Consider the following 25,709-nt stretch of genomic DNA (forward strand, 5'->3'; position numbering starts at 1 on the left):
CGCCCGGCCGATCAGGAACCCGACGTCGCGACCGTGCCGCGCAGGGTGCCGATCGCGTCGGCGACGTCCAGCGCCGGGTCGAGCGCCTTCGCGCCGTCGAGCGCGAAAACCGCCATGGACATGAGACTTTCGACCATCGTCTCGACGGGGAACGGCTCGCCGTTCTCCAGCCAGTAGGCCGTCGCCGAGTCGATGGCGGCGATGGCGGCCCGGCCCGTCATCAACAGCGCCGGATTCGTGCGATCCAGGCCGAGCACGCTCGCGACGCCGAAGAGCGCCTCCATACGCGCCCGCTCGAACACCTCCCAGGCTTCGGGATCCGCGCCCCGGCCGCCCAGTACGAGCCGCAGCGCCAGCCCGCGATTGGCCGAGAGATATCGCAGGTGCGCGGCGAACGCCTGCCGCAGCTGCGCGTCCGGTGTGAGGGTCGGATCGACGATGAACGCGGCATTGAGCTGCGTCGCGGCCTCGTGCATGGCGGCCAGGTAGATGCCGCGCTTGTTCCCGAAGTGATGGAACAGCAGCCCGTGCGCGACCCCGGCCGCCTTGGCGATGTCGGCGACCGCGACCTCGTCGTAGTGGGTCGCGGAGAACATGCCGATGGCGACGTCGGTCAGCCGGCGTCTGGTCTCGGCCGCCTGTGCGGCGCGCACGGTCGCTCTCTTCTCGCTCGGCAAATTCGCACCCTTCGAAGTGTTGTGTCGCTGTCCGATCATGCTGCCCGCCTGCGCCGATCTCAACTGATTCTAAGTCATTGACATGAAGTCAGCCAATCACTACCTTCGTCGCTATCGCGAGGGTCACCCGGCCGGACGGTCCGAACGACTCCCGTCGCGAGCCGAATCCGTACGAAGGAATTGCGATGACAACCACCGCTACGCCGACCGATGCCGCCGCGGTCCTGGCGAGAGTCCGCGACCTGGCCCCGCTCATCGAGCGCAATGCCGCCGAATCCGAGGCGGCCCGCCGGGTCTCGCCGGAAACCATCGACGCGCTCAGGGACGCCGGCGTCTTCCGCATCGCCGTCCCCGCGGCCTTCGGCGGATTGCAGACCAGCCTGCGCGACATGCTGGACATCTCGGCCGCCGTCGCCGAGGCCGACGGCGGCGCGGCGTGGGTGACATCGCTGTCCAACGTCAACGCCTGGGCGACGAGCCTGCACACCCCTGCGGCCCAGCAGGAGGTGTGGGCCTCGGGACCCGATGCGATCCTGGCCGGTGTCCTCGCGCCCGGTGGGAGCGCCCGCCGGGTGCCGGGCGGCTATCGGGTGAGCGGGTCGTGGGCCTACTCGTCGGCCAGCCTGCACGCCGACTGGACGGCGGGCGGGGTGTTGCTGCTCGACGAGAACGACGGCGTTCTCGATCAGGGCATGATCACCATCCCGCGCGCGGACTTCCGCGTCGAGGACACCTGGTACGTGGCCGGCATGCGTGCCTCGGGCAGCAATACCATTGTCGCGGAAGACATTTTCGTCCCCGAACACCGCTACATGTCGATGCTCCCGGCGATCGACGGCGACTATCTCTCCGATCACCCGGACGACTCGTTCTATCGCAGCGCGCTGGGCCCGATGCTGGTCATGGTGCTCGTCGGCCCGCAGCTCGGCCTGGCCCGCGCGGCCCTGAACCTGGTGCTGACCAAGGGCGCGACCAAGGCCCCGGCCTATACGACCTTCGCGCGCAACCGCGATTCGGTGGCCTTCCAGCTGCTCGTCGCCGAGGCGGCGCTCGCGATCGACACCGCGCACCTGCACGTCTACCGCGCCGCCGACGATGTGGCGCACTACGCCGATCTGGGCGTCTACCCCGATGTCGCGGCCCGCGCCCGGATTCGCGGTGACGCCGCCGTCGCGCTGCGCGCCGTCAACGCGGCGCTCAACACCCTGCTCGACGCCAACGGCGCCGGCAGTTTCGCCGAAGTCAATAGCCTGCAGCGCATCTGGCGTGATTCGAACGTCGCCGCCCGCCACGCCGTAGTTCTCCCGCAGGTGTCCCTGGAGACCTACGGCAAGGCGCTGCTGGGTATCGACGAGCACATCACCCCCATCATCTGAGCCCGTGCCCCGGGAAACGCTCGGAAACAAGGAGTTTCATGACGCACCCACCCGATACCGGGGCCAGCGCCCACCGCGGGCTGCACGCCGAACAGGGCGCACTGCCCGGCGAACACCCGGGGCGGCACCGTGACCCGGTCATCAAGGCGGCCGATCTCGCGTGGCTGGAGTTCGAGAAACCCGATCTCGCCCGGACCGCCGCGTTCGCCGCCGACTTCGGCTTCACCCCCACCCTGCATACGGCCGTCGAGCTGCATCTGCGCGGCGCCCTCGCGGGCCCGCCGTGCGTGATCGTCCGGCGCGGAGGCCGATCGGCGTTCCGCGGCATGGCTTTTCGCGCGGCCGACACCGCGGACCTGCGCCGGCTGGCCGCGTGGACCGGAACGACCGTCACCGAACTCCCCGAGGTCCTCGGCGGCCGGTCGGTGACCCTGACCGACCCCGGCGGCCTGCGTGTCCGGCTGGTCGGTGACACCGTCGAGTACCCGGCACAGCCGCGTCAGGGCCGGCACGACTACAACATGGCGGGTGCGCTCACCCGCGTGAACGCCACACAGCGACCGCCCGTCGAACCCGCGCGCGTGGAACGACTCGGTCATGTCGTCGTCCAGACCACCCGCTACCGCCGCACACTCGACTGGTATCTCGAGCACCTCGGCCTGATCGTCAGCGACTTCCTGTTCTATCCCGGTCAGCGAGCCCGCGGCCCCGTCATGAGCTTCATCCGCTGTGATCGCGGTCCCGAGCCCGCCGATCATCACACCCTCGCGCTGACGCTGGGCCCGGCGAATCGCTACGTGCACTCGGCATTTCAGGTCGCCGATCTGGACGCCCTGGCCGCGGGCGGGGAGTACCTGCGCCGGCGCGGGCACGACCGGTCGTGGGGGATCGGGCGGCACATTCAGGGCAGCCAGATCTTCGACTACTGGCGTGATCCCGACGGCTTGCTGGTAGAGCACTTCACCGACGGCGATCTGTTCGACCACACCCTCGACCCGGGCTGGGCGCCCATGACCGCCTCCGGACTCAACCAGTGGGGCGATCCCGCCACCCCGGACTTCCTCGGGCTGCGCCCGAGCCGCGCCGCCGTGCGCGAACTGTTCTCGATCGTGCCCGCACTGCGTGACACCCACAACGAATTCGATCTCCACCGCCTGCGCGGTCTGCTGAAAGTGGCTTCCACATGACGACTTCCGTACTCCGCACCGCCGACGGCTGGTGGGTCTGCGCTCCCGACGGGGAGACGGCGTATCCCGTCGACACCACCGCGACCACCACGGCCGAACTGCTCGCCGACCGCGCCGCCGTCGATGCCGCCCACCGGGCCGACCCCGCGGCGGGTGTGCGCACGGCCGATCTCGCGCTGCTCTCACCGGTGACCGCGCCCTGCCGGGTGGTCGCGCAGATGACCAATTACGTGTCACACGTACGTGATTCCGGAATGGACCCGGCCCGGGTGCCGCTGACGTTCTTCCGCAAGTCCTCGCACTCCATCGCCGGTCCCCGTGCCGAGGTCGTGCGCCCCGCACACGTCACGCTCCTGGACTACGAGATCGAGATCGGCCTGGTCATGGGCGCTGCCCTTCCGGTAGGTACCGAGCTGCGCGACGGCGATCTCGGTACCTACGTCGCCGGTCTCGTCCTCGCCAACGACATCTCCGCCCGCGACATACAGCTTCCCAAAACCCAGTTCTACGAGGGAAAGTCCTATCCCACCTTCACCCCGCTCGGCCCGCGGCTGGTGCTGCTCGACGCCGGCGAGCCGGCGCGCTTCGAGGACCTGCGCCTGACCCTGCGCGTCAACGGCGTCGTCCGGCAGGACGCCACGGTGCGCGGTGACATCATCTACCCGCCGCTGCGAGCCCTGCGCGAGCTCAACAGATTTCAGCCCCTGGACCCCGGCGACGTGCTGCTGACCGGGACACCCGCGGGAACCGCGCTGGTGGCCCCGCCCAAGCCGATCGAACTGCTCGGCGCGCTGTTGCCCGCGCACCTCAAGTGGAAGAGCTTCTTCCGGCGCCAGGCCGCCAACCCGAAGTTCCTGCGCGAGGGCGACGTGATGGAGCTGACGGCCGCCACCCCGGACGGGGTCGTCGACCTCGGTACCCAGCGCACGGTGGTGCGGTTCGCGCGATGACGAACCGTCAGGGCGTGTCGCGGAACCGCTCGTAGAGTTCGGGCAGGAACCCTGCCAGGTGGTTCATCTCCTGGCCGCAGTGCAGCAGCAGGTCCCGGGCCATGGTCAGATCCGGGAACAGGTCCGCCGGATCCGCGGCGGCCCCGCGCTGGATCGCGCGCACGGTGTGTTCCGGTGCGGGAGCGTGGATTCCGTACTCCTTCAGGTAGAAGCGGCTGCGCATCTCGCTGCCGCCGGGAATCGGGCGGACCTGGTGGGCGAGCCAGCCCAGATCGACGGGGAGCACGCTGCTGCCCACCCGGGCGCAGATCACGGTGTGGTCCTCGGGCACGGTGAAGCCGCGGGCCGCCGGATCGTGGAAGGCGATGGCGAGCTGCTGCAGCTTGGAACCGATGTACTCGTCGACGTACGAGATGTTGCCGACGTACCGCGCCCGGTCCGGCAGCGTCCGGCCGCGAGTGTCGGTGGCGATCTCGGAGTACATGTGCGCGTCGGGATGCCAGAGCTTGTAGCGGGCCGAATCGGTGGAATGCCAGCCGAACCACCAATCCCACATGGCGGCGGTGACCCTCGGCATCTCGGTGCGGACCGCCACCCACACCGCACCCGCGCCGGTGTGGCCGTAGCCCGTCTCGACGGCGGAGTAGCCGCCGGGAGCGAGATCGGCGGGTAGCGCCGCGAGGTCCGGAATCAGCTCGGCCGCAACGGGTCCGGACTCGTATGCCGCCGTCACCGCGGACTGTGCCGGTGCGGTGCGTTCGGACATGAAGTGCGCGAACGGCTTTGCCCGGTCCTCGGCGTCGTAGCCGGGGTAGCGGCGATCGGCCGCCGCCGGATCCGCGTGGGCCGCGCCCGCCGCGACGGTCGCCGCCGCCCCGGCCGCCCCCAGCACCAGTGCCCGGCGGCGGCTCACTCTCGTCGGTCTCACCATCCGTAGAGAGTAGGTCTCCGCGCCGATGGCCGCGACACCTGTGCGGACGGATGTGCGACGACCATTCCGGTGGGGGCGCCGGTCACCCGATCGGCCGAGCCGGTGCCGCGGGCGCACAGCGGATGTCGCCGAAGCGTGCCGCGGGAACCCGCTCAGCCCGGCAGTTTCGTCGCGTCCCGCACCGCGCCCTTGTCCGCGGAGGTGGTCAGCAGCGCGTAGGTGCGCAGCGCCAGGGACACCTCCCGGTCGCGATCGCGGGGCCGGTAGCCCGTGGCCGACTCCAGCGCGGTTCGGCGGGAATCGAGTTCGCTGTCCTCGACGTGGACGGTCAGCGAACGGGTCGGGATGTCGATCGTGATCGAGTCGCCGTCGCGGACCAGGGCGAGGGGTCCACCGGAGGCGGCCTCGGGGGAGATGTGGCCGACCGACAGACCCGAGGAGCCGCCGGAGAACCGGCCGTCGGTGACCAGGGCGCAGGTGCCGGACAGGCCGCGGGCCTTGAGATACGTGGTGGGGTACAGCATTTCCTGCATGCCGGGACCACCGCGCGGTCCCTCGTAGCGGATGACCAGGACGTCACCGGGGTGCACGCGGCCGGTGAGGATGGCCTCGACCGCCGCTTCCTGGGATTCCACGACCAGGGCCGGCCCGGTGAAGGTGTGCATGTGGTCGGCGACGCCGGCGGACTTCAGGATCGCGCCGTCGGGGGCGAGGTTGCCGCGCAGCACCGCCAGGCCGCCGTCGCGGGAGTAGGCGTGCGCGCGATCGCGAATGCAGCCCGCGGCCGCGTCGGTATCGAGGTCGTGCCAGCGCTCGGACTGGGAGAACGCGGTGGCCGAACGCTTTCCGCCGGGCGCGGCGTGGAACAGCTCGGTGGCCGCGGCGGTCGGGGAGCCGCCCCGCACGTCCCAGTCGCGCAGCCACTCCGGCAGCGAATCCGCGTGCACCGCATGGACATCGCGGTGCAGCAGCCCGCCGCGATCCAGTTCGCCCAGCAGCGCCGGGATCCCGCCGGCGCGATGCACGTCCTCCATCAGGTAGTGCCCGTTGGGCGCGACCTTGCACAGGCACGGCACCTGCGGCGACATCTTCTCGATATCGGTGAGCGTGTAGTCCAGCCCCGCCTCCTGCGCGGCGGCCAGCAGGTGCAGCACCGTGTTGGTCGAACCGCCCATGGCCAGATCCAGCGTCATCGCGTTGTCGAATGCCCTGTGCGAGGCGATGTTACGCGGCAGCACCCGCTCGTCGTCCTGCTCGTAGTAGCGCCTGGTCAGCTCCACCACGGTGTGCCCGGCCGCCTCGTAGAGCGCCCGGCGGGCGGTGTGGGTGGCCAGCACGGTTCCGTTGCCCGGCAGCGCCAGGCCGAGCGCCTCGGTGAGGCAGTTCATCGAGTTCGCGGTGAACATGCCCGCGCAGGAACCGCAGGTGGGACAGGCGTTCTCCTCGATCAGCGCCATGTCGGCGTCGGAGACCTCGGGGGACACGGCCGCGGCCATGGTGTCCACCAGATCCAGCCGCCCGCGCACGGTGCCGTCGACGAGCACCGCGGTGCCGCCCTCCATCGGACCGCCGGAGACGAACACCGTCGGGATGTTCAGGCGCAGGGCCGCCATCAGCATGCCGGGAGTGATCTTGTCGCAGTTGGAGATACACACCAGCGCGTCCGCGCAGTGCGCGTTCACCATGTACTCGATCGAATCGGCGATGAGATCGCGCGAGGGCAGCGAATACAGCATTCCGCTGTGCCCCATGGCGATTCCGTCGTCGACCGCGATGGTGTTGAACTCGCGCGCGATACCGCCGGCCGCGCGCACGGCCTCGGAGACGATCCGGCCGACGGGCTGCAGGTGCGTGTGCCCGGGCACGAATTCGGTGAAGCTGTTGGCGACCGCGATGACCGGCTTGCGGCCGATATCCGCCGACGGCACCCCGCTAGCCCGCATGAGCGCGCGGGCCCCCGCCATATTCCGACCGTGCGTGACCGTCCGTGAACGCAATTCGGGCACGATGCCACCTCCTCGACTGAAACTGCAACCGTGCGGTTGGAGTTTGCCACAGCGGCGGGCCGAATTACAACCGCACGGTTGGAAATGGTTGGATGGGCGCATGGCGTGGGATACCGACAGGACCAGACGACTGCTGCTCGAGGCCGCCGTGCACGAGTTCGCCGAACGCGGCCCGGACGGCGCGCGCGTCGCGGCCATCGCCACCCGCGCCGGGATCAACAAGGAGCGCATCTACCAGTACTTCGGCGACAAACAGGGCCTGTTCGACGCCGTGCTCACCGATCAGCTCGCCCAACTCGCGGCGGCCAGCCCGCTGCACCCCGACGCCGCCGGTGACCTGGCCGAGTACGCGGGCCACGTCTTCGACTTCCACCACACCCACCCGCAGTTCCTGCGCCTGCTCTACTGGGAGGGCCTGCAGTCACACGCCGGTGCGCTCCCCGCCGAATCCGCGCGCGCCTCGCACTACGCCGAGAAGGTCCGGGCGCTGGCCGCCGCCCAGCGCGCGGGCACCCTCCCCGACGACGTGCCCGCGGGGTACCTGCTCTACGCGGTCGCGGCCCTGGCCGCGTGGTGGTTCGCCGCCCCGCAGGTGGTTCGAATGATCCTGGGCTCGGACGTGGACCGGCCGGAGAACCAGCGGGCCGCCCTGGTGGCCATGGTCCGCCGGCTCGAGCTGCGCCCCTGACCCGATCGGCTCAGCGCGGCCCGTTCGTATTGAGGTACACCACCGGCCCCGTGCCGAAGTGCCCGTGCGCGTTCATGTCCAGCACGGCCGCCATGGCTTTGGCGGTGTACACCGGTTCCAGCGTCAGCTGCTCCAGCGTCGCCGACAGTGTCTGTGCGGTAGCGGCTTCCGGGGTCACCTCCCCGTATCCCGGGCCGAGCCACTCGGTGACGATCTCCATGGCGCCGGTGCAGGAGACATCGGCGGGCAGTCGTGCGCCCCGATCGCGCAGCAACCGCGCCGACTTCTCGGCCAGCCTGCCCAGCGTGCCCTGATCCAGTCGCAGCGAGTCGTTGACGACCACGCCGACCACCCGGGTCGGCAAACCCGCCAGGCGCAACCCGAGCGCGAGCCCGGCGACCGTACCGCCGGACCCGACCGCGGCCACGATATGCGTCGGCTCGGGCAGCTCCCCGTCCCGAATCTGCGCCGCGAGCTCGAGCGCCGCCTCGACGTAGCCGAGCGCGCCCACGGGCGAGGAGCCGCCCGCGGGCAGGAAGTAGGGCGGGCGCCACCCGGTGAAATTGCGGGCGAGCAGGAACGGCGCGCTCGCGATGGTGCGCGCCTTGCTCCGGGTGAAATGCAGTTCCGCCCCCGAGGCGCGCAGCCGGTCCAGCTGGGCCCGCACATGCTCGTCCACCGGCTGATCTATCAGCGCGAGAACGGTTTTCAGCCCGTACTCCCGGCCGTACAGCGCCGTCGCGAGGCCCCAGTTCGTGCCGAGCGCGCCCACGGTGACGATCGTGTCGCGCCCGCGCCGCCGCGCCTCGGGCAGGAGCCATTCGAGTTTGCGGACCTTGTTGCCGCCCCAGCCGCCGTTGCCGAACTCCCCGTCGTCCTTGACCCACAGATCCGCGCCGCAGGAGTCGATCGCGGACAGTTGCCGGACGGGGGTCGGCCCGGATCCCAGCGCGATGTGCGGCAGCGTGTCCGCGAGTTCGGGGTAGAGCTGATGCAGGTGCGGCGTCACACCCCCAACGTATCGACTGTCCAGTTCTATGACGAGCGTGGCGCGGCACACACGACCGCGTCCTGGACTATGAGTGCGAATCAGGGCGGGTCCGGCCTTCGCCCGGCGGCCGCGGGGCGGGGGTGCGCCGCGCCGTCGGCGGGGTCCGGCGCGGCCCGGGCGATCGGTGTCGCCGATCCGGGCTTCGTCGCACACGGCCCGAGTATCGATGCGGTGCGGGAGAATTGGAGTCGCATCACCGATACGGCCGACGCGCGGCCCCGCGGCGAACCCGTGGGCCGGGCATGTTGTCAGGAGCTCGCCATGAGCGGGAATGATTGGGACGCACTGGTTGTCGGTGCCGGGGCGGGCGGTCTGTGCGTCGCCGCCCGGCTCTCGCACCTGGGCTACAGAACCTTGGTCGCCGAACGCCTGGATCGGCTCGGCGGCCGGGCCTCGACCGTTGACATCGATGGATTCAAGGTCAATACCGGCGCCATCGCGGTCGAACTGGGCGGTGTCACCGAACAGACCTTCGCCGATGTCGGCGCGAAATTCGAAGTGCGCCCGGCGGATCCGCCGCTGCTGTACCGCATCGGCGAGCGCACGGTAGACATCACCACCGGCGGCTGGGCCCTGCTGTTCGCGCAGCTGATCCGCCAGGGCGCGGCGCTGCTGCGGGACGCTTCGCCCCCGCCGGCGGGCGGGCTGCCCGAGCGGGAACTGTCCACCGCGGAGTGGGTGCGCAGGCACACCAGGAACGACGTGGTGCAGGGGATCTTCCGCACGCTGTGCGGTTCGGCCTTCGCGGTCGCGGCCGAGGAGCTGCCCGCCCGCGTCTTTCTCACCTACTTCGCCACCGAATCGGTGTTCCGGCGCTTCGGTTTCTGCCCCGAGGGCACCCTGGGGCTCTGGACCGCGCTGGCCGAGGTGGTGGAACGCAACGGCGGCGAGATCTGGCTGGACAGCGAGGTGCGCCGCGTCGAGGTCGCCGACGGCCGCGTCACCGGGGCCACCATCGTGCGCGCGGGGCAACCGGTGGAGGTGACCTGCGGGGTGGCGGTCAGCGACATCGGTCCCGCCGCGACCCTCGATCTGGTTGGCCCGGAACGCTTTCCGGCCGGCTACATCGGCACCGTCCTGCAGGGCGACCTGCCCGCCGCGATGATCACGGTGAACTTCGCGAGCCGCGAGGCCCTGGTGGACGCGCCCGGGCTGCTGAGCTTCGCGGGCACCCGGCGGCTGTGCTACGTCGCCGACCTCACCGTCACCTGCCCCGAGCTGGCGCCCGACGGCTGGCACCTGTACGTCGGCACCGGCGTGCCCAAACCGTCCATCGGCGACTTCGACGCCGACGCCGAGACCGCGCTGGTCCTGCAGGACCTGCGCCGGCAGCTGCCCGGATTCGACGCGGCCCGCATCCTGTCGATCACGGTCAGCCGCGACGACTGGCCGCCGCAGCGCACGGTGCCCGGCTACGATCTGCCGCACACCACCCCGATCCCCAATCTCTGGAACGTGGGCGACGCGGTGAAGGAGTACGCGCACGGCGGCACCACCGCCTGCGCGGAGACCGCCAGGATCGTGGTGGAGGAGATCGTCGCCGCGGGGCGCTAGCGCAGTTTGTCCACCATGGCGGGCAGCTGATCGACCACCGTCACCACGTAGTCCGCGACGATCTGGATCAGCACCGGCCGCTCGACCTTCAGCCCGCCGTCCAGCCACACCAGGATCAGTTCGGCCGCGCCGCCGGTGATGAGCTGGGTGAGCGCGATGAGCGCGGTGTCCTCGCCCTCGGGGATGTCGAGGATGACCCGCGCCTGCCCCATGATGGCGGTGGCCACCCGGCGCATGCCCTCGAAGCGCAGCCGGGTCAGCCGTTCGCTGCCGTGCGCCTGCGCGAAGGCGATGTTGGCCCGGCGCGGATCGTCGGTGACGGCGATGATGAGGGTGGCCACCCCGGCGCGGATCTTGTCCTCGGGTGATCCGGGCGTCGCGTGCATGGTGTCAATGGCCCTGTCGAGGGCCTCCTGCTGCACTTCGAACAGCAGGGCGCCGGCCAGGGTGTCCAGATCCGGGAAGGATTCGTAGAAGAAGCGCGGCCCGACCTTGGCCTGTTCGCACAGCCCGCGCACGGTCAGCGCCGAAAGCCCTTGCGTCCCCACGATTTCCAGCGCGGCGTCGAGTAGCCGCCGCCTGCGCTGCTCGCGGCGCTCATCGGTGCTGGTTCCGCGGTAGGTCCCCTGGAAAGCGCGCGTCACTCCGCAAGCTTCGCACACAAGTCGGGAAACGACCGTTTACGGAAACAAATGTTTCCGATACCGTGCATCCATGGCGCCTCGAAAAGCCGTGCTGAATCACCGAATTCAGTGTCATGTCGCCGGGGTTTTGCAGCGGTACCCGGCCCGCACGCGCGCCCTGGCGGACCCGCCGCCGGGCAGTGGACTCGCTCCGATCATGGGTGACTTCGGTCCGCCGGGCGTCGGCCACGTACTGAGCCAGCTCGCCGATCCGCTCGGCTACTCCCGCAAGACCATGCGCCGCTACGGACCGGTGCACTGGATGGGCGCGTTCGGCCGCCCGATCGTCGGGCTGCACAGCCCGGCGGGCGTGGAGGAGTTCCTGCTCGATCGCAAACACGCCTTCTCGGCCCAGCGCGGCTGGGAGTTCCTCATCGGCCCCTTCTTCCGGGGCGGGCTGCTGCTGCGCGACTTCGACGATCACCGCTACCACCGCCGGATCCTGCAGCAGGCCTTCACCAGGCCCCGCCTCATCGGCTATCTGGACCTGAGCACCCCGCGCATCACCCGCGGCGTCGAGAGCTGGCGTCCGGCACCGGATTTCCCGCTGTACGACCGGGTCAAGCAATTGCTGCTGGAACAGGCCACGGTGGTTTTCGCCGGGGCCGAGCTCGGCGCCGAGGGCAGCCGGCTGATCCGGGCCTTCGAGGACGCGGTGGTCGGCGGCACCGCCGTCATCCGCACCAACGTGCCCGGCGGGGTCTGGCACCGCGGCCTGCGCGGACGGCGGGTGCTCGAGGAGTACTTCCGCCGCGAGCTGCCGGTCAAGCGCGCCGGGGACGGCGAGGATCTGTTCAGCGTGCTCTGCCACGCGGTCACCGAGGACGGCGAATCCTTCACCGACGCCGACATCGTCGATCACATGATCTTCACGATGATGGCCGCGCACGACACCAGCACCATCGCCATCGCGATGCTGGTGTACGAACTCGCGCGCAATCCCGAATGGCAGGAGCGTCTGCGCGCGGAATCGCTGGCGCTGGGCAAACCGGCGCTCGAATACGGCGACCTGGATCGCCTGCCCGCCATGGAACTGGCCTTCCGGGAGGCGCTGCGCATGTACGCGCCGGTGGGGCAGCAGGTGCGAGAAGCCATCGCCGACACCGACATCCAGGGCTACTACATCCCGCGCGGCACCCTGGTCATGATCGGGCCCTACGTGATGATGCGCTCCGAGGAGTACTGGAAGGACCCGGACGTCTTCGATCCCGAGCGGTTCGATCCCGCTCGGGCCGAGGACAAATCGCATCGCTTCGCCTGGCCGCCGTTCGGCGGGGGCGCGCACAAGTGCATCGGCCGGTACTTCGGCGGGATGACGGTCAAGGCGGTGCTGCATCAGATGCTGCTGAACTACCGCTGGAGCGTCCCCGCCGACTATCGGGTACCCCTGGTGGCCGGAACCGGTCCCAAACCCGCTGACGGGCTGCCCATCCGCCTGCAACGGCTGTGAGAATCCGGCCGCCTCAGCGCACGTCGCGTGGCACCCCCAATTCCACGTCCAGATAACGGAGTTCGGGGTCCCGCCGGCGCCCGTTGCGGAATGCCCGGAACACCAGGTCCTGCGGATGGCGCACCGCGAACACCTCCTGGAAGGTGGTCACCGTGCGCAGCGGCGCGCCGCGCAGGCTCGGGTTGTACCCGGTCCGCGCGGCCGGGCCCTCCCAGATGAGGGCCGCGCCGCCCGGCACGCTGTGCGGGGCGAAACTCCAGCCCAGATCCCGCATGCGCCTGTCGAATTCGTCGGCGCCCAGCCCCGCCACATCCCAGCCGCTGGCCTCGTTGAACAGCTGGCGGCCGTGCAGGAACTGCACGAAGCACGGATCCGGACCCGGATGCGGGGTGCTGACGTTGATGACCCCGTCCCACGGCAGGGTGGTCAGCGCCCAGGACAGCCTGGCCTCGAAATCGTCCCAGTCGGTGCACAGCGCGGGCGCGCCCCGCTCGCTGGGGCGATCGGCCACGAGCCCGTAATCGCCGACGGTGTCCGGTGAGTCGAGGCTCCAGGCGGCGAATCGCAGGCCGCCGGGCTCCATGTCCAGGCCCTCGCGCAGCACCGTGACCACCGAATCGGCGGTCCGCCGGCGCTGATCCAGGCTCGCCCCGCGCCGCCAGCCCGTACTCCACTCCCGCGCCAGGCGCGGTTCGCGGCGCACCCGCTGTACCGCGCGCTGGTGCGGATCCGGTGCTGTCGCATCCGATTCCAGGGCCAGCGGGCACGGCGCCCACAGTCCGTCGGGCTGGGCGCGCACGGTCGCCAGCAGGTGTTCGGCGTCGGCGGTGTCCACCGGCACCGCGATCACGACCTCGATGTCGGACCCCTGCTGCGCGAAATGCACGTGCCGCCCGGTGGTCTCGTCGCGGACCTGGATGAAGCGGGGATTCCACTCCAGCCCGCCGCCCTCGGTCTCCTCGTCATCCTCCTCCAGGAAGAACGGCATCCATTTCAGAAGTACATCCCATCCCTCTGCACCCATCTACGCCTCCCTGCGGGTCCCCGCCAACCTACCGGGCGCTCCGGGGCCACCCGCCGGCTACGGGTATCGGAACAGCGGCCACCGTGATAGAACGTGTTCTAGTTTTTCGACGAAGGACCACGAATGAATTGGTATACCGGCAACACCGTTTACGACACCGTCCTCACCATCGCGATCGGCTTCACCGTGTTCGTGCTGGTGGGCGGACTGTTCGCGCAGAGCCCGTACGGCCGCTTCGCCACCACGAGCCTCGGTTTCAACCTGAACCCGAAACTCGGGTGGTGGTTGATGGAGATTCCGGCGACGGTGGTCTTCGCGGTGGCGTACCTCAGCGGTCCGAACCGTTTCGAGCCGACTGCCCTGGTGCTGGCGGCCATCTGGATTCTGCACTACGGCAATCGCGGCTGGTTCTTCCCCCTCTCCATTCGCCAGGTGCCCGGCAAGACCAGCAGTTTCAACGTCTCGGTGCTCGCCATGGGCATGCTGGTGACCTCGCTGCACGGCTACCTCAACGGCGCGCTGTTCAGCCACGACTACCTGGGGCAGTACGGCAGCGAGTGGCTGACCGACCCGCGCTTCATCATCGGATTGATCATCTATCTGGGCGGATTCGCGCTGCTGGTGAGCTCAGAGAGCATCGTGCGCAACCTGCGCGACAAGAACAACCCCGGCGCCACCGAGTACAAGGTGCCCTACGGCCTGGGCTTCAAGTTCGTCACCAGCCCCACCTATCTCGGTGAACTGCTGGCGTGGGCGGGCTTCGCCATTCTCACCTGGGCGCTGCCCGGCGTGATCATCTTCCTCATCACCTTCGGCAATCTCGTCCCGCGTGCGTTCGCCACCCACGCCTGGTACCGCGAGAAGTTCGCCGACTACCCGGCCGAGCGCAAGGCCCTGGTGCCGTACGTGATCTGAGGTGCTACCGCCCCTGCCGGGTCGCCTTGTCCCGGTACATGGCGGTATCCACGGCGTGCATGAGTTCGTCGATGGCGGTGGAGTGGGTGTCCACCAGGGCGGTGCCGATGCTCGCGCCCACCGTCACCGACAGCCCCGCCACGTCGAACGGATCCCGCAGCGCCGCCAGGATGCGTGCGGAGACGTCCGCCAATTCGGCACGGCCCGTGCACTCTTCGACCAGCACGATGAACTCGTCCCCGCCGAGCCGGGCGGCGACCGCGTTGCCGGGCAACGCCGCGCGCAGCCGTTCGGCGACATCGCACAGCACCCGGTCCCCGGCGGTGTGCCCGCGCCGGTCGTTGATCTCCTTGAACCCGTCCAGATCCAGATAGCAGACCCCGACCTGCCCGTCGGCCGCGGTCAGCCGGTCGAAGAACAGCAGCCGATTGGGCAGGCCGGTCAGCGAATCGTGGTGCGCGTCGTACCAGAGCTGGTCGGCGAGCTGCTTGCGCTCGGTGACATCGACGGTGACCCCGACCAGAAAGCGCGGCGCGCCCGCGCTGTCGCGCACCACCGACATCGACAGGTCCACCACGCACGTCGCGCCGTCCGCGCGGTTGTGCACGGTTTCCATGCGGAAACTGTCGACCTCCCCGGTCAGCAGCTGCTGGAAGCGCTCGAAGGCCGCGCCGATGTTGGCCGGGCCCAGGATGTCCGCGACCGAGCGCCCGGGCATGGATTCCGCGGGTACGCCCAGGGTTTCGGCCATGGCGTTGTTCACGTCCAGGACGCGGCCGGTGTCGATGTCGATGGTGCCGATGCCCACCGAGGCGCCCGCGAAGATGGCCTGGAAGCGCGCCTCGGACAGCTGCCTGCGCGCCTCGGCCTCCCGGGCGGCGGTGAACGCCGCGGTGATGGTGGCCTCCTGTTCGGCCAGCGCCGCGGTGCGCAGGCCCGCGCTGAACTCCGCGGCGAAGCCCGCCGCCGCCTCGATGGCGCGTTCGCGCACCGAATCGATGTCGGGGCAGCGCGGATTCGCGCACGCGTGGTCGACCAGATCCCCGCACAGCACCAGCACCGAGCGCTGCACCGCGAGCGGATCGCGGTAGTTCGCGGCCACCAGGGCCGCGGCCGCGCGCTGGGCGACCTTCGGATCGCCGGTGCCGCGCACGGCCTCGATCAGGCCGGCGGCGTAGGGGTCGAGCAGGTCTTCCACCTGCGCCCGGGTGAGCGTCGGCGCGACCGCGCCGTCCAGCGCACCCGCCCAGCGCACCGCCAGCTCGTGTGCTCCCACCGGAAACCCCCTTGCCCGAAGTCGTACCCGCGCTCAGTCCTTGCGGCCGACGCCCGCCAAACCGAGTGAGCGGCCCGGGGTTTCGTGTAGGTCACGCTCGGATTCGGGCCGCCACTCCGGCAACTCCACCACACCCGGTTCCACCGGAGTCCACGGGCCGAACAATTCGGTGATCGCCTCGCGGGACCGGAAATGAATACCGACCTTCTGTCCCGCCGCGTCGGCGCCCAGCTTGGCCGCGTCCTCCGGGCGGGTGGCCGAGGTCAGATGCGAGATGGCCACGTGGCTGCCCGCCGGAACCGCGGCGTGCAGGGCGGCTACCACCTCGGCCGGGTGATCGTCGTCGCCGAGCAGGTGCAGCACCGCGATCAGCAGCACGCCCACCGGCTGCTCGAAGTCGATGAGTCCGCTCGCGCGCGCCGCGGCCAGCACGTCGGCGGGCTTGCGCAGGTCGGCCTCGATCGCCATGGCCCGGTCGTTGCCGTCGAGAATGGCCCGCGCGTGCGCGACCGCCACCGGATCGATGTCGGCGTACAGCACGCGGCAGGACGGATCGATCTGCTGGGCCACCTCGTGCACGTTGCCCGCGGTCGGGATGCCGGAACCGATGTCGAGGAACTGGCGCACGCCCTGGTCCATCAGATAGCGCACGGCGCGGCGCAGGAAGGCGCGATTGCTGAGCGCGACGCGGGGCAGATCCGGAACCAGCTGCTTGCCCATTTCCGCTGCGCGGCGGTCGATCTCGAAATTATGGGAGCCGCCGAGCAGCGCGTCGTACATGCGAGCCGGGCTCGCCTGCGCCATGTCCACGCCCTCCGGGGCCCACGCCGGTCTGTCCATCCCAAACCCTCCTGCGATCACGATCGAACGCCCGGCGATCCGCGTTCGGCGATCACCCGGACGGTGCACCGCGAATGTTAGCCGTCGTTCTCGAGAATTCTTGCACTCGTACGGTTCCCGATCGCGGGTGGGAGAATGCTCACCGAGCGGTTGACGCCGCGCAGGTGCTGTGCGTGAGCGGCGGCACACACACCCCGCGCGCGTCGGCGAGCAGCAGCCGGGCGCCCAGGATCAGCGAACACACCGCGATCGCGCCGAACAGCAGTACCCAGATGATGCCGGGAACACGGGTCAGGCGCGCCAATTGGTCGGCGTCGGAATTGGGCTCGTGCTTGCGATTGCGCTGCAGCTCGAGCACCGGCCGCACGGCCGCCAGCAGCAGGAACCAGGCGGCCAGGTAGGCCAGCGCGGCCTGCGCCAGATCGGTGCCGAACCAGGAGACCACGAACAGAATGCCGCCGATCACCAGCACGGTGAGGACGCCGAACACGTTGCGCACCTTGATCAGCAGCACCACCAGCAGCGCGATCGTCAGCCACAGCATGAGGGTGATGCGATGGGCACCGAGCAGTCCGGCGTAGGCCAGGCCGACCAGCGCCGGGGCCGGATAGCCGGCGGCCGAGGTCAGGATCATCCCGAACCCGTACGGCTTCCCGCTCGAGACGGTGAGACCGGAAGTGTCCGAATGCAACCGGATACTGTCGAGCCGGCGCCCGGTGAGCAGCGCGGTGAACGCGTGCCCCGCCTCGTGCGCGAGGGTCACCACGTTGCGCAGCAGCCGCCAGCTCGGGCGGAACGCCACCAGGACCAGGGCGAGCACGCCGGTTCCGATCACCAGTTGCCAGGGCGGCGGGGTCTGCGTGGTGGTCAGCCGATCCATGATCGAGGTGCCGCGCTCGACGAACTCTGCGGTGTTCACCGCCGCAGAGTAGCGACTCCGGGCGCTCGCGGCCAGATACACGGTGGACGTGCGGTGATAGCCTATCGGTCAGGTCACGGAATCCACCGTGGCGCCGAAAATTGTTTCAACCGCGACAAATCGGGCAATGCTTAGTTGCCCATACCGCCCGCCCAGCGAGTCCGGCGGGCATAAACGCAGGAGTTGTCTCAGCGTGAGCGGGAAAACGAAGATTCCTCGTCCGACGAACAATCAAGGCCAGAATGCGAGTGGGCGTGAAGACGTCTGCTGGCCCGAACCGAGTCCGCTGGCGTCGTGGTGGGATGAAGTGATGCATCCCGACGGACCCGATTCACCCGTGGGGCACGGGATGGATTGACCGGCCGGAGTTTTCGGCCACCGCGTATCCCGAGGGGCTCGGCGCGGGCAATGCTCGCGTTCACCGGACGTGACCGGGGCCCGTCGGGATAATCGGTGCTGGACCGATCCGGGTTGATCGGCCGGGAGGAGACCACCGTGCCGGACTCACGTAACTCCACGTCGTTCTCGGTGGGCACCATGGTGGGGGTCAATCCGCCCCTGGCCGCTGCCCGCTTCGTCACCCGTATGGCCCGGCTCGGCCGGCTGGATTCGATTCTGGCGCCGGATCATCTGATCGGCGTGTTCCCCCGCGCGATCTGGGACGCGGACTTCACCGCGCAGGCCAAGGGCGCGGCCAGCCCGGACGAGCAGTTCGATTTCGCGCCGCTGCTGGCGCATCTCGCCCCGAGCGCGGGGCGGGTGCAGTTGGGCGTCGGCGTCACCGACCCGCACCGCAGGCATCCGGTGCTGCTCGCCCAGACCTTCCTGACCCTCGCGCACATGACCAAGGCCCCGCCCATTCTGGGTATCGGCTCCGGCGAGCACGAGAACCTCGATCCGTACGGATTCACCTGGAACCGGCCCGTCGATCGGCTGGAGGAGGCGCTGGGGCTGCTGCGCACCGCGCTGAGCGCGACCGAGCCCATCGACTTCGCGGGCAAGTACTACCGGCTCGACAGCGCGCCAATGGATTTGACGGCGCCGCCGGGGCGCATGCCGCAGATCTGGATCGGCGCGCACGGTCCGCGCATGCTGGAGCTGACCGGTCGCTACGCCGACGGCTGGTATCCCTGGGAGACCGCGGCCCCGGACGAATACGAGCGGCGCTGGAACGTGGTGCGGGCGGCCGCCCGGGCCGCGGGGCGTGATCCCGACGCGATCGTGCCGTCCCAGTTGATCAGCGTCGTCACCGCGCGCACGCCGGCGGGGGTGCGCCGCGTGCTGGCCGCACCCGCCGTGCGCTACCTCGGGTTGTTCGCGCCGCCCGCGGTGTGGTCGCGGTACGGCGCGAAACACCCGTTCGGAGAGGACTATCGGGGCCTGATCGACCTGATGCCGCACCGGCTCACCCGCACCGAGATCCAGGACGCCATCGCCGAGGTGCCGGACGAGGTACTGCGCGACTGGCTCGTCGTGGGCACCCCGGCCGAGGTGCTGGCCCGGATACGCGAGCTGGCCGAGGCGGGCCTGCGGCACCCCATCATCTTCCCGTCGTCCGCGCTGGTGTCCAACGCGGACGCGGCCTTCGGCTACGGGGTACTGCTGTGGCTGGCCGATCGGCTTCGGCGGCAGTCGAACACCGCCGACTGAGCGGAACCGGCTAGACCGACACCGACACCTTCACCCGTTCCGCCGGGCGCTCGGGCAGTGGCGTGCCCACGCGGTTGTAGACGTATTCGCCGGTGTGCGTGCGGCGTACCGGGCTGTTCGGCTGCTCGGCCAGGCGCGCGCACGCCGCCTCGATCAGTTCCAGCCGGTCCGGCAGCCCGGCGGGCGGCTCCCAGCCGTTGATCTCCAGCGCGGCCCCGATCGCCGGGGGATCGATGCTCGCACCGCACTCGGACAGCAGTTCGCGCACCAAACTCATGACCGGTCCGACCGGATCGGCCTGCGCGGCCAGTCTCCGGTACGTGCGAGCGTCGTCGAGCTTCCGGGCGACCGAGAGGAATCGTGCACATTCGTAGCGCAATTCCGCGTTCGGTTCGACGTCGGCTTCCAGATCGACCAGCGCTTCGTAGTAGCCGCTCAAATTCGCCAACACCGCTCGCGTCTCGTGTACACGCTCGGCGACAACATCAGCGATATTCATCTTCAACGCTCCCCACGGTGACAACGCACGAACAGGTCGCGGCACATCCGATCACACCGAGCGCCCCATTCCGGGCGCGGCGCGCCGAGTTTCGCCACGCAGAACTCGAGTCACATACGCGGAGTGTTGAACAGGACACGCTGGGCTTTCCCGTGTCTGTGCGACACCGGGGTCTCGAGGATGCAGTTGATCTTTTCTGTATCGCCGACGACACATCGGCTGTGTCGCTGGTGATTTGCCGACCGTAACTCCGGTTCTTCTTGGTCATTCCGGGCAAATCTCAGGCGTGATCGTGCGATATTGGTTCGCGGGAGGGGGGATGTGAAGCGGATTGCCGGGCGAACCCGGTGATCACCGGCACAACCCATGGAGGCACCGGTTCAATGTCGATCAACACCGTGGCTGCGCAGCCCGAGCTCGTCGCCGCGGCCGATCTCGTTTGTCCGCACCGCAACTCGTCGGCGCACCCGATGCTGGCACACCGCTCGGTCTCGATTCCGGACCGCGTGGCCGAATGCGAGGAGTACTTCGCGCTGCCCGAATTGGCGCATCTGCCACCCGGCCGCGGCGCCACCGTGGTCCGGCGACTGCGCAAAACGGGCACCTATCGCCACACGCTCGAAGAATTGAGCGTGGGGACGAAATTGGCGTGGCGCAATCATGATCGATGCGTCGGCCGCAAACACTGGCGGGCGCTGGAATTGCGCGACGCGCGCACGGCCACCACCGCCGCCGAGATCGCCGAGGCCTGCTGGGAGCATCTGCGCCTGGCCACCAATAGGGGAGCGGTGCGTTCGATCATTACCGTCGCGCCACCCGCGGACGCGCAGGGGCGCGGGTTCCGAATCGTGAATTCCCAGCTCATTCGATATGCCGGATACCGAACGGGCGGAGATATTCTCGGCGATCCGGCCAATGTGGAGCTGACCGACCTCGCCCGCGAGCACGGCTGGCACGGCGCGGGCGGGCGCTTCGACGTGCTGCCCCTGCTGATCCAGGAACCCGACGGCACGACGCGGTGCTTCGACGTCCCGCCGGATCTGGTGCTGGAGGTGCCGCTGCGGCATCCGGATTTCGCCTGGTTCGGCGATCTCGACCTGAAATGGCATGCGGTACCGGCGGTCTCGAACATGGATCTGGAGATCGGCGGGCTCAGCTACACCTGCGCGCCGTTCAACGGCTGGTACGTCTCCTCCGAGATCGGGCGCAACCTCGGCGACACCGACCGCTACGACATGCTGCCCACCATCGCCGACCGGATGGGCCTGGACCTGAGCAGCGATCGCACGCTGTGGCGGGACCGGGCGCTGATCGAGCTCAGTCGCGCGATTCTGCACAGCTACAAGCGATCTCGCGTGCATCTGGTCGATCATCACACCGTGGCGCGGCAGTTCCTCGATCACGTCAATCGGGAGGAGGCGGCGGGGCGCAGCTGCCCGACGGACTGGAGCTGGATCAATCCGCCGCTCTCGGCCAGCCTCACGCCCACCTTCCACCGGTATTACGACGCACCGGATCCGCACATCCGGCCGGCGTTCGTCCGGCGCGACGCGCAGCCGCCGGAGCCGCGGCGCGCGGTCGCGGATCCGGAACCCACGCGGCGAGGCTCGTTGTGGCGCACCGTCGGTCGCGCCTTCCGGCGCTCGGGCTCGGACCGGGAGGAGTAGGGGCGAAGGGGGTCCCGCGTCGAATAAGGATCGGCTCGAGTTAATCCCGATCGTGTTTAACGCACGTGCGTTAAATTGCGTACATGGCGGCGAAGGAACAGATCCTGGCCGCGGCGGAGCGGTTGTTCGCCGAGTTCGGCATCGAGTCGGTGTCGCTGCGGCAGATCGCCGTCGCGGCCGGACAGCGCAACACCTCGGCGGTGGCCTACCACTACGGCAGCAAACAGGCGCTGGTCGAGGCCGTCTACGTGTGGCGGATGACCACGGTGAACGCGCAGCGGCTGGCCCGGCTGGCCGAGCTCGGTGACACGGGCTCGGTCGCCGAACTGGTGCGCGCGCTGATCGACCCGCTGGCGGCGACCCTGCACGCACCCGAACTCGACGGTGAGCCGAGCTGGTATCTGCGATTCATCGCCGAAACCCTGTGGCGCCCACCGTTCGAGGCGGTCGGCAACACCCTGCGCGGCCCCGAGGCCGAGAGCGTCCGGCTCGTGGTCGACGGGCTGGCGCGCCGGTTGGACGCGGTGCCCGCCGCGGTCTTCGGCGAGCGCATGCGCCTGGTCGCCATGCTCGTGGTCACCGCGCTCGCCGATCGCGAACGCCGGTTGCAGGAACCGGATCCGCCGGATCATCTGGCCGGGCTCGGTCTCGAGGTGCTCGCCGACGCCGCCACCGCCATTCTCACCGCCCCGTGGGCGCCGCCAGGCCCCAGTGTCCCAACGAAACAAGGATCGTCATGACCGCTGCCTACGCCACCCTGGGCGACATGCTGACCGGCCGTTCGCTGGCCGCCGGACCGCGCACCCTGCATCGCCTGCCCGGCGGCGCGGAGAGCGCGCCCTACGAACTGTTCACCCTCGTGCCGCAGACCGCGCTGATCGGCGCCGAGATCTCCGGTATCGATCTGCGCGAGCCCATCGGCCCGGAGTTGTTCGCCGAACTCGATCGCGCGCTGCTGGAATGGAAGGTCCTGTTCTTCCGCGACCAGCACCTCACCGGTACCCAGCATCGCGACTTCGCGCGGCTGTGGGGCGAACTCGAGGTGCACCCCTTCCTGCCGCAGGGCGAGGTGCCCGAGATCGTGCGATTCGCCAAGGACGCGGAGAACCCGGGCGTCGAGAATGCCTGGCACACCGATGTCACCTGGCGTGAGCGACCCGCGCTCGGTTCGGTGCTGCGCGCGCTCGAGGTGCCGCAGGCCGGGGGCGACACGCTGTTCGCGGATATGGCCGCCGCGTACGACAATCTGCCCGCCGAGCTGCAGGCGCGGATCGACGGTCTCGAGGCGATCCACGACTTCACCCTGCCGTTCGGGCAGTTCCTGTCGCCGGAGGACCTCGCGCGCCGGCAGGCCGAGTTCCCGCCGGTCGCCCATCCGGTGGTTCGCACGCACCCTCGGACCGGGCGCAAGACCCTGTTCGTGAACGCGGTCTTCACCACCCACATCGTCGGCCTCGACCCCGCCGACGGCGAAGATCTGCTGCGGCAGCTGTTCCAGCAGGCCCGGATTCCCGAGTACCAGGTCCGATTCCATTGGGCCGCGGGCTCGATCGCCTTCTGGGACAACCGCGCCACCCAGCACTACGCGGTGAACGACTACTTCCCGAACCGCCGCGTCATGGAACGCGCCGCCATCCTCGGCGATCGCCCGATCTGAGGGATACGGGGGATCTGCCGGGTCGTGCGTGATTCCGATCGCGTCGCGCGCGGCTCGATCGAGCGTGTCCGGACTTCGCGAGCGGATCCGGAGCATTACCGAAAGCTGCTGCGGTTCAGCCGATCCGGTGCGCTGCCTCGCTCAGTCGATGTGGCGGTGCGAGGTTGAAGCGGCGGCAGCCCGAACAGCGCTGCTCCGCGGCGCCCGGACTGTAGACGTGGTGCAGGACGGCGCGACTCGGGAACACCTCGAGCGCACCGTCTTCCAGCACCGCGTGCCCGTCGACGATGAGCGCGTGGGTGTCCGGGCGCGGCGGCGGCCACAGCAGCGTCACGGCCGGATTGGCGGCGATATTGCGGCAGGTCGCCGGACCCGGCGCGAGGATTCGGAACCGGCCCCCGGTCAGCGCCGGTTCCAGCGGCGTGGTGTGCGGTCCGGTCTCGCCGATGCTCACCAGGAAGGCGAGGTCGAACCGGCCGATCAGCTCGACCAGTTCGGTGGGCAGCTCGGGCGCGTCCATGTCACCAGGGTAGGCGAGTTCGCGGGGATCGTGCGCCCATTTGTCCGCGTATGAGGGTGTATCGGTCGAATGTAACCGTGTTTGCGGTTTGCTGGATCATCGCCGCCCTGCGCTCGATGTCGCGGCCGCAGGGTCCGATCGCACCCGCGTGCCGGGATCTCGGCGACCGCGCCGATGTCATCGCCGCCCGACCCGGTCGACGCGAGGATCCCGGAGCCTGGGTGCGCGGTCGCCAGGTGCACGTTCCGGGCCGGTCTCGGTACGGTGGGGCCACTGTCACCACGGGAGAGGCGAGACTCGATGGACCCGATCGATCGGCTGGGCGAGGAGATCTCGCGCCGTGGACTGCTGACCGCGCCGGAATCGGGCGCCGGGATCATCTTCGGCACCGCGCGGGTGCCCGCCCTGGGGCTGGTGGTCACCGTCAACGTCGATCCCGAACTCGATGATCGCGACGACCTGGACGCCGAGGCGCTGCTGTCCGGTATCGAACGGCTGGTCGGCCTGCCGGCGGGTCAGTGGGCGCGCCTGTGCGACGAGATCGCGCTCGAGATCGAGGAGGCCGTCGGCGATCAGCCCGTCGAGGAGGAGACCGACCTGCGCGCGGATCTGACGCTGCGCTCCACCGTCGTCTTCCACGATGCCTTCCTGCTGTCCTTCGCGGCCCCGAAACAGTTCCCCGACAGCTGGATTCGAGTGCAGCTCGATGCGGAGTTCGCGCTGCAGGACCTCGTGGTCGATCCCCGGGACGATGACGACGCCATCGAATTCGACAGCCTCGACGATCTGCTCGACCAGCTGAGCGCGGCCGGGGAATCCGCCGCACAGCCGGCCGCTCGCCCGGGTGAGTAACCAGCAATGAACATGCAACTGCGTAGAAAATGACTCGAAATCTCCGCAGATGAGGATCTGACCCCGGAGCCGGTTTCGTCGTGGAAACGGCCGCTGCGGAAGGGCGGGTGCGGGGGTGCGGAGTCGATCCCTGGAAGTGCTGGACGGCGGGGTGGCGGTCCGGGACCTCGATTCCCGCCTGCGCGATGTGCTCGAACCGATTCCCGCGCGCTCGGCGCCGGTGGTCGACGCGCTCGGCGCGACCCTGGCCGAACCGTTCGTCACCGGGGCCCAGTCGCCCGCGGCCGACACCGCCGCGATGGACGGCTTCGCCGTCGGCGGCGGCGGGCCCCGCTGGTCTCTGCTGCTGGGCAACCAGGTGGCCGGGCCGCCCGCGGCTGCCACGCTCGCCGAGGGTGAGGCCATCCGGATCTCGAACGGCGCGCCGGTGCCCGGCGGGACAACCGCGGTGCTGCGCCGCGAGCACGTGCACATCGAACGCACCGGGCGCCGCTGGTCGCTGCTCGCGCTGCCGGACGCCCCGCGCCGCAACGACCTCCGCACCCGGGGCGAATACTGGTCCGCCGGAGCCGAACTCGCGCCCGCGGGCGCCCGGGTCGACGCCGCGCTGATATCGGTCGCACTGAGCGCCGAGGCGCCGATCGCGGCGGTCCGGGGTCCGCTGCGCGCCGACGTGCTCATCACCGGCGACGAAATCCGCGCCGCCGGCGCGCTGGCGCCCGGGCAGGTGCGCGACGCGCTGGGCGCGGTGCTGCCGCACTATCTGCGCGGCTGCGACATCGAGTGCCGGCGGGTCTGGCCGGTGCCGGACGACCGGGAACTCCTACGCGCCTGGTTCGCGCTCGACACCGATGCCGAACTGGTCGTCTCGGTCGGCGGCACCGGGCGCGGCGCGGCGGACCGGTTGCGCGCGGTGCTCGCCGACCTCGGCGCGCGAATCCTGATCGACGGGGTGCGCGTGCGGCCCGGCGGATCCCAGATCGTGGCCCGCCTACCCGACGGCCGCACCCTGCTGGCCCTGCCCGGCAACCCGCTCGCCGCGGTGACCACCCTGCTGGTGACCGGGAGGGTGCTGGCGAACGTGCTCACCGGACGGCGCCCGGATCCGCCGCTGTGGGGCCGGATAGCGGACGCGGCCGCCCCCGCGGACGGCCCGACCCGCGTCGTGCCCGCGCGACAGGTCGACGGCGGCGTGTGGCGCACGCACGGCGCGGTGCGCACCCCGCACCTGGCCGATCTGCTCGGCGCCCAGGCCCTGGCCCTGCTCCCGGCCGGGACCGGACGCGGCGCGCTCGTGGAAATCGTGCCGATTCCGCGATGAGTTGGATTTGCGAGCC

General features: G+C 69.9%; 24 protein-coding genes. 13 read left to right on the forward strand and 11 right to left on the reverse strand.

Going from position 1 to position 25,709, the window contains the following annotated elements; genetic code table 11:
* Window positions 1–11: 11 nt before the first annotated feature.
* Window positions 12–653: a TetR/AcrR family transcriptional regulator gene (locus tag ACWIGI_RS01315; RefSeq protein WP_454200329.1), complete on the reverse strand. Its 642-nt coding sequence runs from the start codon at window positions 651–653 to the stop codon at window positions 12–14.
* A 209-nt stretch (window positions 654–862) separates the two neighbouring features.
* Here ACWIGI_RS01315 and ACWIGI_RS01320 point away from each other — a divergent pair, with 209 nt between their 5' ends.
* The 3 genes from ACWIGI_RS01320 to ACWIGI_RS01330 are packed head-to-tail and all read left to right on the forward strand — an operon-like array spanning window position 863 to window position 4,190.
* On the forward strand, window positions 863–2,053 hold the full coding sequence (locus tag ACWIGI_RS01320; RefSeq protein ID WP_454200330.1) for an acyl-CoA dehydrogenase family protein: 1,191 nt from the start codon (window positions 863–865) through the stop codon (window positions 2,051–2,053).
* 38 nt (window positions 2,054–2,091) lie between these two features.
* The gene (locus ACWIGI_RS01325) at window positions 2,092–3,240 is read left to right on the forward strand and encodes a VOC family protein (RefSeq protein ID WP_454200331.1); all 1,149 of its coding nucleotides are present in this window, start codon (window positions 2,092–2,094) and stop codon (window positions 3,238–3,240) included.
* On the forward strand, window positions 3,237–4,190 hold the full coding sequence (locus ACWIGI_RS01330) for a fumarylacetoacetate hydrolase family protein (RefSeq protein WP_454200332.1): 954 nt from the start codon (window positions 3,237–3,239) through the stop codon (window positions 4,188–4,190). The genes ACWIGI_RS01325 and ACWIGI_RS01330 overlap by 4 nt, the downstream gene beginning before the upstream one ends.
* Window positions 4,191–4,197: 7 nt before the next feature.
* Here the strand turns inward: ACWIGI_RS01330 and ACWIGI_RS01335 are convergent, their stop codons facing one another.
* Window positions 4,198–5,121: a DAPG hydrolase family protein gene (locus ACWIGI_RS01335; protein ID WP_454200333.1), complete on the reverse strand. Its 924-nt coding sequence runs from the start codon at window positions 5,119–5,121 to the stop codon at window positions 4,198–4,200.
* Between the two features lie 152 nt (window positions 5,122–5,273).
* Complete coding sequence (gene ilvD / locus ACWIGI_RS01340; protein WP_454200334.1) at window positions 5,274–7,127, reverse strand: dihydroxy-acid dehydratase; 1,854 nt, start codon at window positions 7,125–7,127, stop codon at window positions 5,274–5,276.
* A gap of 100 nt (window positions 7,128–7,227) precedes the next feature.
* Between ilvD and ACWIGI_RS01345 the strand changes: the two genes are divergently transcribed.
* On the forward strand, window positions 7,228–7,815 hold the full coding sequence (locus ACWIGI_RS01345) for a TetR family transcriptional regulator (protein WP_454200335.1): 588 nt from the start codon (window positions 7,228–7,230) through the stop codon (window positions 7,813–7,815).
* 10 nt (window positions 7,816–7,825) lie between these two features.
* Here ACWIGI_RS01345 and ACWIGI_RS01350 read toward each other — a convergent pair whose 3' ends face one another.
* Entirely contained in the window at window positions 7,826–8,824 is a 999-nt protein-coding gene (locus tag ACWIGI_RS01350) for a 1-aminocyclopropane-1-carboxylate deaminase/D-cysteine desulfhydrase (protein ID WP_454200336.1), read from the reverse strand.
* A 303-nt stretch (window positions 8,825–9,127) separates the two neighbouring features.
* Between ACWIGI_RS01350 and ACWIGI_RS01355 the strand changes: the two genes are divergently transcribed.
* Window positions 9,128–10,420, forward strand: coding sequence for a phytoene desaturase family protein (locus tag ACWIGI_RS01355; RefSeq protein WP_454200337.1), 1,293 nt, complete (start codon window positions 9,128–9,130; stop codon window positions 10,418–10,420).
* Here the strand turns inward: ACWIGI_RS01355 and ACWIGI_RS01360 are convergent.
* The gene (locus tag ACWIGI_RS01360; protein WP_454200338.1) at window positions 10,417–11,064 is read right to left on the reverse strand and encodes a TetR/AcrR family transcriptional regulator; all 648 of its coding nucleotides are present in this window, start codon (window positions 11,062–11,064) and stop codon (window positions 10,417–10,419) included. The two genes, ACWIGI_RS01355 and ACWIGI_RS01360, sit on opposite strands and share 4 nt — an antisense overlap.
* A 70-nt stretch (window positions 11,065–11,134) precedes the next feature.
* Here ACWIGI_RS01360 and ACWIGI_RS01365 point away from each other — a divergent pair, with 70 nt between their 5' ends.
* Complete coding sequence (locus tag ACWIGI_RS01365) at window positions 11,135–12,553, forward strand: cytochrome P450 (RefSeq protein WP_454200339.1); 1,419 nt, start codon at window positions 11,135–11,137, stop codon at window positions 12,551–12,553.
* Between the two features lie 13 nt (window positions 12,554–12,566).
* On the opposite strand, the gene ACWIGI_RS01370 is transcribed toward ACWIGI_RS01365, so the two are convergent.
* Entirely contained in the window at window positions 12,567–13,577 is a 1,011-nt protein-coding gene (locus ACWIGI_RS01370; protein ID WP_454200340.1) for a TY-Chap domain-containing protein, read from the reverse strand.
* Window positions 13,578–13,700: 123 nt separating this feature from the next.
* Here ACWIGI_RS01370 and ACWIGI_RS01375 point away from each other — a divergent pair, with 123 nt between their 5' ends.
* Entirely contained in the window at window positions 13,701–14,492 is a 792-nt protein-coding gene (locus ACWIGI_RS01375; protein ID WP_454200341.1) for a 3-oxo-5-alpha-steroid 4-dehydrogenase, read from the forward strand.
* A gap of 4 nt (window positions 14,493–14,496) precedes the next feature.
* Here the strand turns inward: ACWIGI_RS01375 and ACWIGI_RS01380 are convergent, their stop codons facing one another.
* The 3 genes from ACWIGI_RS01380 to ACWIGI_RS01390 form a co-directional block, all read right to left on the reverse strand.
* Complete coding sequence (locus ACWIGI_RS01380) at window positions 14,497–15,768, reverse strand: diguanylate cyclase domain-containing protein (RefSeq protein WP_454200342.1); 1,272 nt, start codon at window positions 15,766–15,768, stop codon at window positions 14,497–14,499.
* 33 nt (window positions 15,769–15,801) lie between these two features.
* Window positions 15,802–16,608 (reverse strand): SAM-dependent methyltransferase, encoded by an 807-nt coding sequence (locus ACWIGI_RS01385; RefSeq protein ID WP_454200343.1) that lies wholly within the window; start codon window positions 16,606–16,608, stop codon window positions 15,802–15,804.
* A 139-nt stretch (window positions 16,609–16,747) separates the two neighbouring features.
* The gene (locus ACWIGI_RS01390; protein WP_454200344.1) at window positions 16,748–17,527 is read right to left on the reverse strand and encodes a M50 family metallopeptidase; all 780 of its coding nucleotides are present in this window, start codon (window positions 17,525–17,527) and stop codon (window positions 16,748–16,750) included.
* A 453-nt stretch (window positions 17,528–17,980) separates the two neighbouring features.
* On the opposite strand from ACWIGI_RS01390, the gene ACWIGI_RS01395 reads away from it, so the two are divergent.
* Complete coding sequence (locus ACWIGI_RS01395) at window positions 17,981–19,177, forward strand: LLM class flavin-dependent oxidoreductase (RefSeq protein ID WP_454200345.1); 1,197 nt, start codon at window positions 17,981–17,983, stop codon at window positions 19,175–19,177.
* A gap of 10 nt (window positions 19,178–19,187) precedes the next feature.
* On the opposite strand, the gene ACWIGI_RS01400 is transcribed toward ACWIGI_RS01395, so the two are convergent.
* Window positions 19,188–19,676 (reverse strand): hypothetical protein, encoded by a 489-nt coding sequence (locus ACWIGI_RS01400; RefSeq protein ID WP_454200346.1) that lies wholly within the window; start codon window positions 19,674–19,676, stop codon window positions 19,188–19,190.
* Window positions 19,677–20,146: 470 nt separating this feature from the next.
* On the opposite strand from ACWIGI_RS01400, the gene ACWIGI_RS01405 reads away from it, so the two are divergent.
* The 3 genes from ACWIGI_RS01405 to ACWIGI_RS01415 all read left to right on the forward strand — a co-directional run bounded on the left by ACWIGI_RS01405 (window position 20,147) and on the right by ACWIGI_RS01415 (window position 23,000).
* A complete protein-coding gene (locus ACWIGI_RS01405) occupies window positions 20,147–21,343 on the forward strand; it encodes a nitric oxide synthase oxygenase (RefSeq protein WP_454200591.1) in 1,197 nt (398 codons plus the stop codon).
* An 83-nt stretch (window positions 21,344–21,426) separates the two neighbouring features.
* Window positions 21,427–22,083, forward strand: a complete 657-nt coding sequence (locus ACWIGI_RS01410; RefSeq protein ID WP_454200347.1) for a TetR/AcrR family transcriptional regulator — start codon at window positions 21,427–21,429, stop codon at window positions 22,081–22,083.
* On the forward strand, window positions 22,080–23,000 hold the full coding sequence (locus tag ACWIGI_RS01415; RefSeq protein ID WP_454200348.1) for a TauD/TfdA dioxygenase family protein: 921 nt from the start codon (window positions 22,080–22,082) through the stop codon (window positions 22,998–23,000). Before ACWIGI_RS01410 ends, ACWIGI_RS01415 begins: the two co-directional genes overlap by 4 nt.
* A gap of 115 nt (window positions 23,001–23,115) precedes the next feature.
* Here the strand turns inward: ACWIGI_RS01415 and ACWIGI_RS01420 are convergent, their stop codons facing one another.
* On the reverse strand, window positions 23,116–23,520 hold the full coding sequence (locus ACWIGI_RS01420; RefSeq protein WP_454200349.1) for a pyridoxamine 5'-phosphate oxidase family protein: 405 nt from the start codon (window positions 23,518–23,520) through the stop codon (window positions 23,116–23,118).
* A 300-nt stretch (window positions 23,521–23,820) separates the two neighbouring features.
* Between ACWIGI_RS01420 and ACWIGI_RS01425 the strand changes: the two genes are divergently transcribed.
* Window positions 23,821–24,372 carry a cytochrome C5 gene (locus ACWIGI_RS01425; protein WP_454200350.1) on the forward strand — a complete coding sequence of 184 codons (552 nt, stop codon included), beginning with the start codon at window positions 23,821–23,823 and terminating at the stop codon, window positions 24,370–24,372.
* Between the two features lie 115 nt (window positions 24,373–24,487).
* Window positions 24,488–25,693 carry a molybdopterin-binding protein gene (locus ACWIGI_RS01430; RefSeq protein ID WP_454200351.1) on the forward strand — a complete coding sequence of 402 codons (1,206 nt, stop codon included), beginning with the start codon at window positions 24,488–24,490 and terminating at the stop codon, window positions 25,691–25,693.
* Window positions 25,694–25,709 lie beyond the last annotated feature (16 nt).

It is taken from the genome of Nocardia sp. NPDC055321 (assembly GCF_053645575.1).

What these genes read in the sequence shown, in the direction of transcription:
- ACWIGI_RS01320 (WP_454200330.1), top strand. Translation starts at nt 863, where the DNA reads ATGACAACCACCGCTACGCCGACCGATGCCGCCGCGGTCCTGGCGAGA.
- ACWIGI_RS01325 (WP_454200331.1), top strand. Translation starts at nt 2,092, where the DNA reads ATGACGCACCCACCCGATACCGGGGCCAGCGCCCACCGCGGGCTGCAC.
- ACWIGI_RS01330 (WP_454200332.1), top strand. Translation starts at nt 3,237, where the DNA reads ATGACGACTTCCGTACTCCGCACCGCCGACGGCTGGTGGGTCTGCGCT.
- ACWIGI_RS01335 (WP_454200333.1), bottom strand. Translation starts at nt 5,121, where the DNA reads ATGGTGAGACCGACGAGAGTGAGCCGCCGCCGGGCACTGGTGCTGGGG.
- ACWIGI_RS01345 (WP_454200335.1), top strand. Translation starts at nt 7,228, where the DNA reads ATGGCGTGGGATACCGACAGGACCAGACGACTGCTGCTCGAGGCCGCC.
- ACWIGI_RS01355 (WP_454200337.1), top strand. Translation starts at nt 9,128, where the DNA reads ATGAGCGGGAATGATTGGGACGCACTGGTTGTCGGTGCCGGGGCGGGC.
- ACWIGI_RS01365 (WP_454200339.1), top strand. Translation starts at nt 11,135, where the DNA reads ATGGCGCCTCGAAAAGCCGTGCTGAATCACCGAATTCAGTGTCATGTC.
- ACWIGI_RS01370 (WP_454200340.1), bottom strand. Translation starts at nt 13,577, where the DNA reads ATGGGTGCAGAGGGATGGGATGTACTTCTGAAATGGATGCCGTTCTTC.
- ACWIGI_RS01375 (WP_454200341.1), top strand. Translation starts at nt 13,701, where the DNA reads ATGAATTGGTATACCGGCAACACCGTTTACGACACCGTCCTCACCATC.
- ACWIGI_RS01385 (WP_454200343.1), bottom strand. Translation starts at nt 16,608, where the DNA reads ATGGACAGACCGGCGTGGGCCCCGGAGGGCGTGGACATGGCGCAGGCG.
- ACWIGI_RS01400 (WP_454200346.1), bottom strand. Translation starts at nt 19,676, where the DNA reads ATGAATATCGCTGATGTTGTCGCCGAGCGTGTACACGAGACGCGAGCG.
- ACWIGI_RS01405 (WP_454200591.1), top strand. Translation starts at nt 20,147, where the DNA reads ATGCTGGCACACCGCTCGGTCTCGATTCCGGACCGCGTGGCCGAATGC.
- ACWIGI_RS01410 (WP_454200347.1), top strand. Translation starts at nt 21,427, where the DNA reads ATGGCGGCGAAGGAACAGATCCTGGCCGCGGCGGAGCGGTTGTTCGCC.
- ACWIGI_RS01415 (WP_454200348.1), top strand. Translation starts at nt 22,080, where the DNA reads ATGACCGCTGCCTACGCCACCCTGGGCGACATGCTGACCGGCCGTTCG.
- ACWIGI_RS01420 (WP_454200349.1), bottom strand. Translation starts at nt 23,520, where the DNA reads ATGGACGCGCCCGAGCTGCCCACCGAACTGGTCGAGCTGATCGGCCGG.
- ACWIGI_RS01425 (WP_454200350.1), top strand. Translation starts at nt 23,821, where the DNA reads ATGGACCCGATCGATCGGCTGGGCGAGGAGATCTCGCGCCGTGGACTG.